This window comes from Neptuniibacter pectenicola, assembly GCF_001597735.1.
Lineage (GTDB): Bacteria > Pseudomonadota > Gammaproteobacteria > Pseudomonadales > Balneatricaceae > Neptuniibacter > Neptuniibacter pectenicola.
The window spans coordinates 1-13,191 of sequence record NZ_LUTS01000024.1; the positions used below are offsets into that span (position 1 = coordinate 1).

Sequence of the window (13,191 nt, forward strand, 5' to 3'; positions counted from 1 at the left end):
GTACGCTTTCGAGAAGGGGCTGTCAGGGTTTTCATAAAATAAGTCTCCTAGGTGTCAACTTATTTCAGGACGGGTCACAAAAACAAAAAAAGGCAGCCTAGGCTGCCCTTTTCTTCGTACTCAATAGCTTACCAGCCAGTTAGCTCTTTAAGAGCATCCCCGATCTGCGCTAAAGAACGTACTGTTTTAACGCCAGCATCTTCAAGTGCAGCAAATTTCTCATCAGCAGTACCTTTACCGCCAGAGATAATTGCACCCGCATGCCCCATACGCTTACCAGCAGGTGCAGTTACACCCGCAATGTAGGAAACAACAGGCTTAGTTACGTTTGCTTTAATGTAAGCAGCCGCTTCTTCTTCAGCAGTACCACCGATCTCACCGATCATTACAATCGCTTCAGTCTGTGGATCATTCTGGAACATTTCCAAAATATCGATGAAGTTAGAGCCTGGGATTGGGTCACCACCAATACCTACACAAGTAGACTGACCGAAACCTGCATCTGTAGTCTGCTTAACCGCTTCGTAAGTTAATGTGCCTGAACGAGACACGATACCTACTTTACCTGGCAAGTGAATGTGACCTGGCATAATACCAATTTTACATTCACCCGGTGTAATAACACCTGGGCAGTTAGGACCGATTAGGCGAACGCCCAACTCATCACATTTAACTTTACACTCAAGCATATCCATAACCGGAATGTGCTCAGTGATACATACGATCAGTTTGATGCCACTGTTAGCAGCTTCAAGGATCGAGTCCTTACAAAACGGAGCGGGAACATAAATAACAGACGCTTCAGCACCTGTTACTTCAACCGCTTCAGCAACAGTATTAAACACAGGCAAACCTAGGTGTGTAGTACCACCTTTACCTGGTGTAACACCACCCACCATTTTAGTACCGTATGCAATTGCTTGCTCGGAATGGAAGGTACCCTGACCACCGGTGAAACCCTGACAGATTACCTTGGTGTCTTTATTAATCAAAACGGACATTATTTACCCTCCGCTGCGTTTACTGCCTGCTGCGCTGCGTCAGTCAAACTTGTAGCTGCGATGATATCAAGACCAGATTCAGCCAATAGCTTAGAACCTAGCTCAGCATTGTTACCTTCTAGACGTACAACAACAGGTACGTTTACGCCAACTTCTTTAACTGCACCGATAATACCTTCAGCAATCAAATCACAGCGAACAATACCACCGAAGATGTTTACTAATACGGTTTTAACTTTGTCGTCAGCTAAGATCAATTTGAACGCTTCAGTAACACGCTCTTTAGTTGCACCGCCGCCAACATCAAGGAAGTTAGCTGGGAAACCACCGTGCAATGCAACGATATCCATTGTGCCCATCGCTAGGCCTGCACCGTTAACCATGCAACCGATTGTGCCATCTAGAGCAACGTAGTTAAGATCCCACTCAGCAGCATGTGCTTCACGCTCATCTTCTTGAGATGGGTCATGCATCGCCTGTAGATCTTTATGACGGTATACAGCATTGCCATCAATCGCTACTTTAGCGTCTAGGCAGTGCAGGTTACCCGCATCAGTGATAACAAGAGGGTTGATCTCTAGTAGTGCAAGATCTTTCTCTTTGAACATTTTAGCTAAGCCAAGAAAGATGTGAACAAACTGTTTAATCTGGTCGCCTTTAAGGCCCAATTTAAACGCAAGCTCACGGCCCTGATATGGCTGAGCGCCAGTCAAAGGATCGATTTCAGCTTTCAGAATTTTTTCTGGCGTTTCTTCAGCCACTTTCTCAATTTCAACACCACCTTCAGTGGATGCCATGAAAATGATACGGCGAGAAGAACGGTCAACAACCGCACCAAGATAAAGCTCATTCGCAATATCAGTACAGTCTTCAACCAAAATTTTAGCTACAGGCTGTCCATTAGCGTCAGTCTGGTAGGTAACAAGATTTTTACCTAACCAATGAGCTGCGAATTCTGCTGCTTCAGCAGGAGAATCGACTAACTTAACACCACCAGCCTTACCACGGCCACCTGCGTGCACTTGAGTTTTAACAACCCACTTGTCACCGCCAATTTTTTCAGCAGCTTCTGCAGCTGCTTCTGGAGTATCTACAGCGTACCCTTTGGATACCGGCAGACCATATTCGGCAAACAGTTGTTTACCCTGGTACTCATGAAGATTCATGCTCTAATCCGTTGTGTTGTCACTATATGATTTTTCTGTATCGAAAGTCTAAACACGCTTTCGTAACAGCCCTGTTGGGTTCAACAACAAGTATTGCTAAACAGCTAGCTGCGCCGTTGCAGCTAGCCGAGTCAAAACACTAAATAATTAGCGTTTTTTGCGGTTCGCCATGTGAATGGCGTGACCATCAACTGCTAATGCTGCTTCATGAATGGCTTCACTCACGGTTGGGTGAGCAAATACAGTCAACTGCAGATCCTCTGCACTAGAGCAGAACTCCATAGCAATTGCCGCTTGGCCGATCAGTTCGGACGCAATCGCGCCAACCATATGAACGCCCAAAATACGATCAGTCTCTTCACATGCAATAATTTTAACGAAACCTTCCGTTTCATTAGCTGCCATTGCACGGCCTGACGCAGCAAATGGGAATTTACCCACTTTAACTTTAACGCCTTCGGCTTTAAGTTCCTGTTCGGTTTTACCTACCCACGCCAACTCTGGGTGTGTGTAGATAATGTTAGGGATAACATCATAATTAAGCTGAGCATGGTGGCCCGCAATGATGTCGGCAACCATGATGCCTTCTTCTGATGCTTTGTGTGCCAACATAGGCCCACGCACAGAGTCACCAATGGCATAAACACCAGGTACACCCGTTGCACACTGTTCATTAACAAAGATGAAGCCACGCTCATCCAAGCTAACACCAGAGTCGTCAGCCAATAGACCTTTAGTCTGTGGTTTACGACCAACAGCAACAATTAGCTTATCTACGATAATCTCTTTATCACCTTCGGCATCAGTGAATTTAACCTTCACTTCTTTACCGTCAATGATTTCAGTGCCCGTACAACGAGCACCTAGCTTAATATCAAGATTCTGTTTCTTGAAAAGCTTAGCCGCTTCTTTAGCAACATCTGTATCGGTAAGCGCTAGGAAATCATCCATAGCTTCAAGCACTGTAACTTCAGTACCTAAACGCGCCCAAACAGAGCCCATTTCAAGACCGATAACACCGGCACCTATCACACCTAAACGCTTAGGTGTTTCATCGATATTTAAAGCGCCTTCGTTGTCAAGAATCAAACCTTCCGTAAGCGGAGCTGGCGGAATTTCAACTGGAACAGAACCCGATGCCAAAATTACATTTTCAGCAGCATAAGTTGCAGTCGAACCATCGGCCGCAGTCACTTCAACTTGTTTGTTGCCGTGAAGCTTGCCCATACCTTGAAGCAAGGTAACACCATTTGCTTTAAACAAACCGGCAATACCACCGGTTAAGTTTTTAACGATGGTGTCTTTACGCGCAACCATTTTCTTAACATCCATGGTTACATCGCTAGTCATAATCCCATGAACATCAGCATGCTGAGCATTATGGAACTGGTGCGTAGACTCTAGTAAAGCTTTTGAAGGGATACAACCAACGTTTAGGCATGTTCCACCTAAAACTGTAGCACCTTTATCATCTACCCATTTTTCAACACATGCAGTTTTCAGACCTAGCTGAGCTGCACGAATAGCAGCTACGTAACCGCCAGGACCTGCACCGATGACAATAACGTCAAATTTATCAGACATGTTTTATCCTATCTTCACTCTATTCTTGTTAAGGACTGACTTTAGACTTCCAGGAGCATACGTGCAGGATCTTCCAGGAGATCTTTAATAGTCACTAGGAATTGTACAGCTTCCTTACCATCAATCATACGGTGATCGTATGACAGAGCTAGGTACATCATTGGTAAGATTTCTACTTGACCATTCACAGCCATTGGGCGTTCTTGAATTTTGTGCATACCCAAAATAGCAGTCTGTGGTGGGTTCAAGATAGGTGTAGACATCAAGGAACCGAATACACCACCATTAGTAATAGTGAATGTACCGCCTTGCATATCATCCATGCCTAGCTTACCTTCGCGGCCACGCTTACCAAAATCAGCAATAGTCCCTTCTACATCAGCCAAGCTCATCGCATCAGTATCGCGAAGAACAGGCACCATTAGGCCACGTTCAGTTGATACAGCAACACCAATATCTTGGTATCCGTGATAAACCATATCGTTGCCATCAATAGAGGCATTAACCGCTGGGAATTTCTTAAGTGCTTCAGTCGCCGCTTTTACAAAGAAAGACATGAAGCCTAAACGCGTACCGTTATGCGTTTTCTCGAACAGGTCTTTATATTGCTTACGAAGCTCCATCACAGGCTTCATGTTAACTTCGTTGTAAGTCGTTAACATCGCTGCGCTTTGCTGAGCTTCTACAAGACGCTTCGCAATCGTTGCACGTAAACGCGTCATAGGAACACGTTTTTCTACACGTTCACCGGCAACAACATTCACACTAGGTGCTGCTGGCGCGGGTGCTGCAGCTGCAGGTGCCGCCGCTGGAGCTGGCGCAGGTGCACCATGCTTCATAAAGTTTTGAACGTCTTCTTTAGTAATGCCGCCATTTTTCCCTGAACCAGGGATCGCGGAAGCATCCAAACCATTTTCTTCTATCAATTTACGCGCAGCAGGACCTACTTTGTCTGCATCACCAGCAGACGCTGCTGCTTCAGCCGCAGCAGGTGCCGCAGCACCGGCAGCACCCGGTGTGAAATGAGCGATCACTTCATCACTAAGAACTGTGCCACCTTCACCTTTAAGGATCTCAGAAATTACACCATCTTCTGGAGCAACTACTTCTAAAACTACTTTATCTGTCTCGATATCTACAATCAGGTCATCTGCAGAACACGCTTCGCCAGGTTGTTTATGCCAAGTTGCAATGGTGCCGTCTGCTACTGATTCAGGGAACGTCGGCGCTTTGATTTCGATGGACATATTTTTTCCTTTATCGTTATCACCGTCAGGCGATTAAAAATTATGGTTAATCGCCTGATCAACCGTTAAGAGCTTCATTTACTAATGCTTCCTGCTGCTCAGCATGGACAGAGATATATCCAACTGCTGGGGCCGCAGACGCTGGACGGGCAACGCCTTCCAGGTGCAATTTACTATCATGCATATTTAGAACGTGGCGCATATGATGCTGCATTGAGTACCATGCACCTTGGTTCATAGGCTCTTCTTGACACCAAACAGCGGTTTCAAGATGTTTATACGGAGCCAACGCTTCTTTTAACGCCTCTTCTGGGAAAGGATACAGCTGTTCAATCCGAACAATAGCCACATCATCTTTCTCAAGCTCTGCACGACGGTTATATAGGTCGTAATAAACCTTACCGCCACAAAGCACTAAACGCTTAACGTTCTTCGGATCAAGCTGATCAGTCTCACCGATAACGGGTAAGAAAGTACCTTCAGAAAGATCTTCAAGCGTAGACGTCGCTTGTTTATGTCGTAACAAACTCTTCGGCGACATAATAACGAGCGGCTTACGTAGAGGACGTATAACCTGGCGACGCAATAGATGGAATATCTGTGCAGGCGTCGTCGGTGTACAAACCTGAATATTGTGCTCAGCACAAAGCTGCAGGTAGCGTTCTAAACGTGCAGAGGAATGCTCAGGGCCTTGACCTTCAAAACCATGAGGTAGAAGCATTGTCAGACCACACAAACGCTGCCATTTATGCTCGCCCGATGTAATGAACTGGTCAATTACAACTTGAGCACCGTTAGCAAAGTCACCAAACTGAGCTTCCCAAATAACCAGCGCATTCGGCATAGTTGTTGAGTAACCATACTCAAATGCCAACACCGCCTCTTCCGATAGGAAAGAATCGTGTAGCGTTAAGCAAGGCTGCTCGTCAGAAAGGTTTTGCAACGGCAGGAACGTATCTGCTGTTTTTTGGTCATGTAAGACGGCATGTCGATGGGAGAACGTACCACGCCCAACATCTTGTCCCGTAATACGCACTGGATGCCCTTCAGCCAAAATAGTCGCATAAGCTAACGATTCAGCCATGCCCCAGTTTAGCTCCATAGCGCCATGCGCCATGCGTTTACGGTCATCTATAATCTTCTGAACTTGACGCTGTACAACAAAGCCTTCTGGGATCTCACAAATCTTATCGCCGAGTTCCTGCAATAATTTAAGATCAACCTTTGTGTCACATTCAAAAGACCATTCATGACCTAGGTAAGGTTTCCAGTCAACAAACAACTCAGAGTTTGGCTCATGGATAAGAGACTTAACCGTATGCTCACCGTTTTCTAACAGTTTACGGTACTCTTTTTCCATCTCTTTGCTTTCTTCTTGGGTAATAATACCTTCAGAAATAAGCTGTTGCGCATAAAGCTCACGCGTTGGTGTCTGCTTTTTGATCTGCGCATACATCAACGGCTGTGTGCCTGATGGCTCATCTGCTTCGTTATGGCCTCGACGGCGATAGCAGAAAAGATCGATCACCACATCTTTCTTAAATTCATTACGGTAATCAACCGCCAACTGAGTAACAAAACGAACCGCTTCAGGATCATCACCATTAACATGGAAGATAGGTGCCTGAATCATTTTCGCTACATCAGTCGAGTATTCGGTAGAACGAGAGTCTTCTTGCTTAGACGTTGTAAAACCAACTTGGTTGTTAACAACGATATGAATTGTACCGCCCGTTTTATACGCACGGGTCTGAGACATCTGGAATGTCTCCATAACAACACCTTGACCACAGAATGCTTGGTCACCATGGATGTTAACGGGTACAACGGTATTACCTACACTGTCTTCACGACGGTCTTGACGTGCACGGACCGATCCTTCGACTACAGGTGCAGAGATCTCTAAGTGGGACGGGTTGAATGCCATCGCAATGTGCACTTCCCCACCGCCCGTTTCGACGTTTGAAGAGAACCCTTGGTGATATTTTACATCACCCGATGTATCTAAGGTTTTCTTACCTTCAAATTCATCGAAAAGCTCAGAGGGGCTTTTGCCAAAAATATTGACGAGCGTATTAAGACGACCACGGTGAGCCATCCCAATAACAACCTCTTTCGCGCCCTGCTTACCTGCACGCTGAATCAACGTGTTTAGGGCTACGATCATTGATTCACCGCCTTCAAGACCGAAGCGCTTAGCCCCGGCATAGCGTGAACCTAAATACTTTTCTAGACCTTCAGCTGCGGTTAGGCGCTCAAGAATCATTTTTTTCTTTTCAACAGAGGCTTCTGGATGCGAACGCACGGGCTCGATCCGAGACTGCAGCCATCGTTTTTCCTGAGTATCTACAATATGCATATACTCAGCACCTACTGTAGAACAGTAAGTTTTCTTTAGATCCGCAACAATATCTTTCAGCGGCGCTTCTTCTGGTCCGAAGAACAGAGAGCCTAGCTGGAAGGTTGTGTCGTAATCGGCTTCAGAAAGCTCGTGAAAACGCAGATCCAAGTCGGGCACATCTTCACGCTGCATCAATCCTAACGGATCAATATTCGCCATCTGATGACCACGTACACGGTACGCGTTAATCATACGCAACACTCGTACCTGTTTTTTCTCGTGTTCAGAACTTACTGAACTCGCTGAAACAGGCGCTGCGCGCTTCTGGTTTTTTGATAAGTAAAGAAAATGTTCCCTAATAGCGGAATGGGGTACATCCTGCGTCAGGTTATCGCCCACCTTAGGTAAACGATCAAATTCTTCTCTCCACTCCTGAGGAACCCCGTTCGGGTCCATAAGGTATGTTTCGTACAGTTCTTCAACGTAGGAAAGATTGCCACCATATAGATGTGCATTCTTCCACATGAGATCCATGATGCTTTCTTGCATTCTTGATCACCCTGGCTCTGGAGGCTCTGTCGATTCTGTCGGGATCATCCGACGAGATATCGCCCCTCTTTGAGTTACCTTCATTCACCCGATCAAACAGTAACTACTGTCTCGGGAATACTATAGTAAAGCTTTTATGCTCAACCTTTAATAATTCTTTATGCGAATATCGTAATTTTTTTACAAAATTATTATTTTTTTGTTTATATAAAAAAAACGGTGCCCAATGGCACCGTTTCTTTAGACTTAAGTCGCTTGTGATAACAACATGTTCCGAATTTTGCCGATCGCCTTAGTCGGGTTGAGTCCTTTAGGGCAAACGTTAACGCAGTTCATGATGCCGTGGCAGCGGAATACGCTGAACGGGTCATCCAAGTCAGCCAAACGTTCACGGGTCGCCGTATCTCGGCTATCAGCCAAGAAGCGGTATGCCTGAAGCAAACCAGATGGACCGATGAACTTATCTGGGTTCCACCAGAAAGATGGGCAAGCAGTAGAACAGCACGCACAAAGAATACACTCATACAAACCATCTAGCTCAGCACGGTCTTCAGGCGACTGTAAGCGCTCGATCGCTGGCGGAGGTGTATCATTGATCAAGAAAGGCTTGATCTTCTCATATGCTTTGTAGAACTGCCCCATATCAACAACCAAGTCACGGATAACCGGAAGACCAGGTAGGGGACGCAATACCAACTTGTCATCTTTAACAACGGCAGATAACGGTGTGATACATGCTAGACCGTTAAGGCCGTTCATGTTCATACCATCAGAACCACACACACCTTCACGGCATGAACGGCGATAAGCCATTGATGGGTCTTTATCTTTTAACAACTGTAAAAGATCTAGAACCATGATGTCCTTACCACCAGGAATATCGATATGGATATCCTGCATGTAAGGAGCATCGTCAGTCTCAGGGTTGTAGCGATATACACTAACCAACATGATAGAAGCTCCTTAGTAAGTACGAATCTTAGGTGGGAAAGGTTCCATTGTCTTCGGCGCGAAGTTTACTGCACGCTTACCAATGGTTTTTTCACCTGGGAAGAAGACAGAGTGGCACAACCAGTTCTCGTCATCACGTTCAGTAAAGTCGTTACGTGCATGTGCACCACGAGACTCTTTACGAACTTCAGCAGCGATCGCTGTTGCTTCAGCAACTTCCATCAAGTTTTCAAGCTCCAACGCTTCAATACGTGCTGTATTGAACGCTTGGCTCTTATCTTCAAGATGCAAGTTATTAATCTTCTCGCGAATACCTTTAAGCAACTCAAGACCTTTCTGCATGCTTTCGCCGTCACGGAATACACCGAAGTACAACTGCATGGTGCTCTGAAGCTCTTTACGAACATCAGCAACACGCTCACCACCTGTTGAATTATTCAGGCGATTCAAGCGAGCCATCGCTTCTTCGATATTTGCCTCAGTCGCATTCTTAACTTCATAACCATCGCGCATTTGCTGTTCGATCTGCATACCTGCAGCGCGACCAAATACAACCAAGTCAAGAAGAGAGTTACCACCCAGACGGTTCGCACCGTGTACAGATACACATGCAACTTCACCACAAGCGTAAAGACCATCAACAATATGATCATTACCTTCAGTATCAGGTGCAATTGCCTGACCACCAATGTTGGTTGTTATACCACCCATTTGATAGTGACATGTCGGTACAACAGGAATCGGTTTAACAACAGGGTCAGTCGCCGCAAAGGTCTTAGACAATTCACAGATACCAGGAAGACGAGAATGAAGTACTTCTTCACCCAAGTGATCCATTTTAAGGTAAACATGATCGCCATCTTCGCCACACCCACGACCTTCTAGAATTTCTAGAATCATGGAGCGCGCAACAACATCACGGCCCGCTAAATCTTTAGCGTTTGGCGCATAACGTTCCATGAAACGTTCGCCATCTTTGTTGATCAGGTAGCCACCTTCACCACGACAACCTTCAGTTACTAGCACGCCTGCGCCCGCTATACCGGTTGGGTGGAACTGCCACATCTCCATGTCCTGCGCAGGAATGCCTGCACGCAAAGACATACCCATACCGTCACCGGTATTGATAAGAGCGTTAGTAGTAGAAGAGAAGATACGGCCCGCACCACCCGTCGCAAGGACGGTAGCTTTAGCCTTAATATAAACTGTCTCACCTGTTTCAATACAGATGGCGATACAGCCTACGACCGCACCATCATCGTTTTTAACAAGATCAACCGCATACCATTCGTTCAAGAATGTAGTGCCTGCTTTCATATTGCCCTGATAAAGAGCATGAAGCAGCGCATGGCCAGTACGGTCAGCCGCAGCACATGTACGTGCAGCCTGACCACCTTCACCAAAATTCTTGGATTGACCACCGAATGGACGCTGATAAATACGACCCGTTTCAGTACGTGAGAATGGCAGACCCATATGGTCTAACTCAAAAACCGCCTGAGGGCCAACAGAACACATGTACTCGATCGCGTCTTGGTCACCGATATAATCGGAACCTTTAACGGTATCGTACATATGCCAACGCCAATCATCATTGGGATCAGAACTTGCGATAGCACAAGTAATACCACCCTGTGCAGACACAGTGTGAGAACGCGTTGGGAATACTTTTGTTACACAGGCAGTGTTCAAGCCACCCTGTGCAAGCTGAAGTGCAGCACGCATGCCTGCACCACCGCCACCGACAACAATTGCGTCGAAAGTAAGCGTACGTAGTTTAGACATAGTTTAAATACCCCACAAAATCTGGATGCCCCACGCAACGTATACAAACGTCAGCAGGCCAGTAACAGACTGAAACACAAAACGCATACCGGTCGGCTTAATGTAATCAGTAGAAACTGACCACATACCAATCCAAACATGTGCAGCAAAGGACAGCAGTGTTAGCAGGGTAAAGATACGCATCGCTGTACACTGAAAAAGCTCCGTCCACATGTCGTAAGTCAATTCAGCGCCAAACGCCAGATAACCAATCATAAATACGGTGTAGCACGCTAGGATCACAGCGGTTACACGCTGTACCATCCAATCATAAAGGCCGCTACGACCAAAGCTAGTAATACTAGTTACCATATCCATACTCCCGAAATGAGGACTGCTGCTGCAGCTAGACCTAAGGTCACTTTTGCTGCCAATAAACCACTGTCTAATTCTTCACAGTAGCCAAAGTCCATTACCAGGTGTTTTATGCCCGCGAAGAAGTGATACAGCAGAGCTGATACGCTTCCCCACGCAATAAGCTTCGCAATGAAGCCATTTTCAAACATATCAACTGCTTCATTGAAGCCAGCTTCGGATTCCAGGGATAACCCTAATGCATAGATCGCAAATACGGCACCAAAAAATAGCGCCACACCTGTTGCACGATGCAGAATAGAAGTAATCGCCGGAAGCGGCTGTTTGATTGTTCGAAGATCTAAGTTTACAGGTCTTTTCTTATTCACGGCTCTTGTTCACACTTTGCGGCCCCTTTGCAGGGCTCGGTTGCTCGGAAGTGTTGAAGATAAGTACCTCGCTCCACAAGCTTAAACCTACATATCAACTCCACTAGAAGTACAATGTAGAGACAAACTTCGGGGCGAGAGTATAAGCATTTCACCTCAATATTACAACGCAAACACGGCGACCTTCGCCTTTTGTCTAGCAAAAACAGGCATATAAAAAGTCGTACAACCAAATGATAATTCAGTCACAACCCGTTTCCTGTTAAAAACGCTTACAATTTGCTGCATTGCGATAATTATCCCGATTGATCGGATTGACAAACTTTTTTCACACTCTATATTGTGTGGGTCCAATTTATCGGGCCAAGACTCTTAGATCTGGTTAGCAGTAAATCAGAATAGAACTAAAACATAATGATAGGAGCCTTTTAATGGCTGATAAGAAAGCACATTTGACGGTCGATGGCATGGAAGGAACTATTGAATTGCCTGTTTACTCTGGCACTTTAGGTCCTGATGTAATTGATGTCCGTCCACTGACCGGTAAAGGCTTGTTTACCTACGATCCTGGTTTTGTATCTACCGCAGCGTGCGACTCCAGCATTACATTTATTGATGGCGGCAAAGGCGTGCTTCTGCACGGCGGCTACCCAATTGATGAATTAGCAGAAAAATCTGACTACATGGAAGTGTGCTTCCTGCTTCTTAACGGTGAACTACCCACTCCTGAGCAGAAAGAGACCTTTGTTAAAACGGTCAAGAGCCATACTATGGTTCACGAACAACTTAACCATTTTTATAATGGTTTCCGCCGCGACGCCCACCCAATGGCGATCATGTGCGGCGTTGTAGGCGCGCTGTCCTCGTTTTATCACGATTCTCTTGATATCGACAACGAACACCACCGTGAAGTTTGCGCATACCGCTTAATCGCAAAAATGCCAACCATCGCAGCCATGTGTTTCAAATACTCAAATGGCCAGCCGTTTATGTACCCACGTAACGATCTGAGCTATGCAGGCAACTTCCTGCAGATGATGTTTGGCACACCTTGCGAAGAGTACCAAGTCAATCCTGTACTTGAAAAAGCAATGGATCGCATCTTCGTACTGCATGCAGACCATGAGCAAAACGCATCGACGTCTACTGTTCGTCTTGCTGGCTCATCCGGTGCTAACCCATTCGCATGTATCGCATCAGGCATCGCAGCACTTTGGGGACCTGCTCACGGCGGCGCCAACGAAGCTGTACTAACAATGCTTGAAGAAATTGGCGATGAATCTAACATCGAAGAATTTGTTGCTAAAGCGAAAGATCCAAACGATCCGTTCCGTCTAATGGGCTTCGGTCACCGCGTTTACCGTAACTTCGACCCTCGCGCCAAAGTTATGAAGAAAGCATGTGACGAAGTACTTGCAGAACTAGGTATCGAAAACGATCCTCTACTGCGCATCGCAAAACGTCTAGAGCAGATCGCCCTAGAAGATGAATACTTTGTAGAACGTAAACTGTATCCAAACGTAGACTTCTATTCTGGTATCATTTTAAAAGCGATTGGCATCCCAACCAACATGTTCACTGTTATCTTCGCATTGTCTCGTACAATCGGCTGGATCTCCCACTGGAGCGAGTTCCACAGCAGCCCGAACAAAATTGGTCGCCCACGTCAGTTATATACTGGCCCAGTGCAGCGCAAATACCCGGGCTAAACCCCAACGCGCACAGCCACTTAACAAAAGCCGCATATATGCGGCTTTTTTGTATCTACTGACCCGTCCTGAAATAAGTTGACACCTAGGAGACTTATTTTATGAAAACCCTGACAGCCCCTTCTCGAAAGCGTAC

The 13,191-nt window shown here is 46.0% G+C and carries 10 protein-coding genes; 1 reads left to right on the top strand and 9 read right to left on the bottom strand.

Going from position 1 to position 13,191, the window contains the following annotated elements:
- Positions 1–128: 128 nt before the first annotated feature.
- The 9 genes from sucD to sdhC all read right to left on the bottom strand — a co-directional run bounded on the left by sucD (position 129) and on the right by sdhC (position 11,346).
- The gene (gene sucD, locus A3773_RS16480; protein WP_067988499.1) at positions 129–1,001 is read right to left on the bottom strand and encodes a succinate--CoA ligase subunit alpha; all 873 of its coding nucleotides are present in this window, start codon (positions 999–1,001) and stop codon (positions 129–131) included.
- A complete protein-coding gene (gene sucC / locus A3773_RS16485; protein WP_067988501.1) occupies positions 1,001–2,167 on the bottom strand; it encodes an ADP-forming succinate--CoA ligase subunit beta in 1,167 nt (388 codons plus the stop codon). Before sucC ends, sucD begins: the two co-directional genes overlap by 1 nt.
- Positions 2,168–2,314: 147 nt before the next feature.
- Complete coding sequence (gene lpdA, locus A3773_RS16490) at positions 2,315–3,751, bottom strand: dihydrolipoyl dehydrogenase (RefSeq protein ID WP_067988502.1); 1,437 nt, start codon at positions 3,749–3,751, stop codon at positions 2,315–2,317.
- Positions 3,752–3,792: 41 nt separating this feature from the next.
- A complete protein-coding gene (gene odhB, locus A3773_RS16495; protein WP_067988505.1) occupies positions 3,793–4,998 on the bottom strand; it encodes a 2-oxoglutarate dehydrogenase complex dihydrolipoyllysine-residue succinyltransferase in 1,206 nt (401 codons plus the stop codon).
- A gap of 58 nt (positions 4,999–5,056) precedes the next feature.
- Positions 5,057–7,888, bottom strand: a complete 2,832-nt coding sequence (locus A3773_RS16500) for a 2-oxoglutarate dehydrogenase E1 component (RefSeq protein ID WP_067988508.1) — start codon at positions 7,886–7,888, stop codon at positions 5,057–5,059.
- Positions 7,889–8,134: 246 nt separating this feature from the next.
- Positions 8,135–8,839, bottom strand: coding sequence for a succinate dehydrogenase iron-sulfur subunit (locus tag A3773_RS16505; RefSeq protein ID WP_067988511.1), 705 nt, complete (start codon positions 8,837–8,839; stop codon positions 8,135–8,137).
- Between the two features lie 12 nt (positions 8,840–8,851).
- Complete coding sequence (gene sdhA / locus A3773_RS16510; protein WP_067988514.1) at positions 8,852–10,624, bottom strand: succinate dehydrogenase flavoprotein subunit; 1,773 nt, start codon at positions 10,622–10,624, stop codon at positions 8,852–8,854.
- A 3-nt stretch (positions 10,625–10,627) separates the two neighbouring features.
- Positions 10,628–10,975: a succinate dehydrogenase, hydrophobic membrane anchor protein gene (gene sdhD, locus A3773_RS16515; RefSeq protein ID WP_067867088.1), complete on the bottom strand. Its 348-nt coding sequence runs from the start codon at positions 10,973–10,975 to the stop codon at positions 10,628–10,630.
- A complete protein-coding gene (gene sdhC, locus A3773_RS16520; protein WP_067866998.1) occupies positions 10,969–11,346 on the bottom strand; it encodes a succinate dehydrogenase, cytochrome b556 subunit in 378 nt (125 codons plus the stop codon). The genes sdhD and sdhC overlap by 7 nt, the downstream gene beginning before the upstream one ends.
- Positions 11,347–11,777: 431 nt before the next feature.
- Here sdhC and gltA point away from each other — a divergent pair, with 431 nt between their 5' ends.
- A complete protein-coding gene (gltA, locus tag A3773_RS16525) occupies positions 11,778–13,055 on the top strand; it encodes a citrate synthase (protein ID WP_067988517.1) in 1,278 nt (425 codons plus the stop codon).
- The last annotated feature ends 136 nt before the right edge of the window (positions 13,056–13,191 follow it).

Excerpts from the sequence above, each read along its gene's own strand:
- A3773_RS16500 (WP_067988508.1), bottom strand. The coding sequence starts at position 7,888 with ATGCAAGAAAGCATCATGGATCTCATGTGGAAGAATGCACATCTATAT.
- sucC (WP_067988501.1), bottom strand. The coding sequence starts at position 2,167 with ATGAATCTTCATGAGTACCAGGGTAAACAACTGTTTGCCGAATATGGT.
- odhB (WP_067988505.1), bottom strand. The coding sequence starts at position 4,998 with ATGTCCATCGAAATCAAAGCGCCGACGTTCCCTGAATCAGTAGCAGAC.
- A3773_RS16505 (WP_067988511.1), bottom strand. The coding sequence starts at position 8,839 with ATGTTGGTTAGTGTATATCGCTACAACCCTGAGACTGACGATGCTCCT.
- sucD (WP_067988499.1), bottom strand. The coding sequence starts at position 1,001 with ATGTCCGTTTTGATTAATAAAGACACCAAGGTAATCTGTCAGGGTTTC.
- gltA (WP_067988517.1), top strand. The coding sequence starts at position 11,778 with ATGGCTGATAAGAAAGCACATTTGACGGTCGATGGCATGGAAGGAACT.
- sdhD (WP_067867088.1), bottom strand. The coding sequence starts at position 10,975 with ATGGTAACTAGTATTACTAGCTTTGGTCGTAGCGGCCTTTATGATTGG.
- lpdA (WP_067988502.1), bottom strand. The coding sequence starts at position 3,751 with ATGTCTGATAAATTTGACGTTATTGTCATCGGTGCAGGTCCTGGCGGT.
- sdhA (WP_067988514.1), bottom strand. The coding sequence starts at position 10,624 with ATGTCTAAACTACGTACGCTTACTTTCGACGCAATTGTTGTCGGTGGC.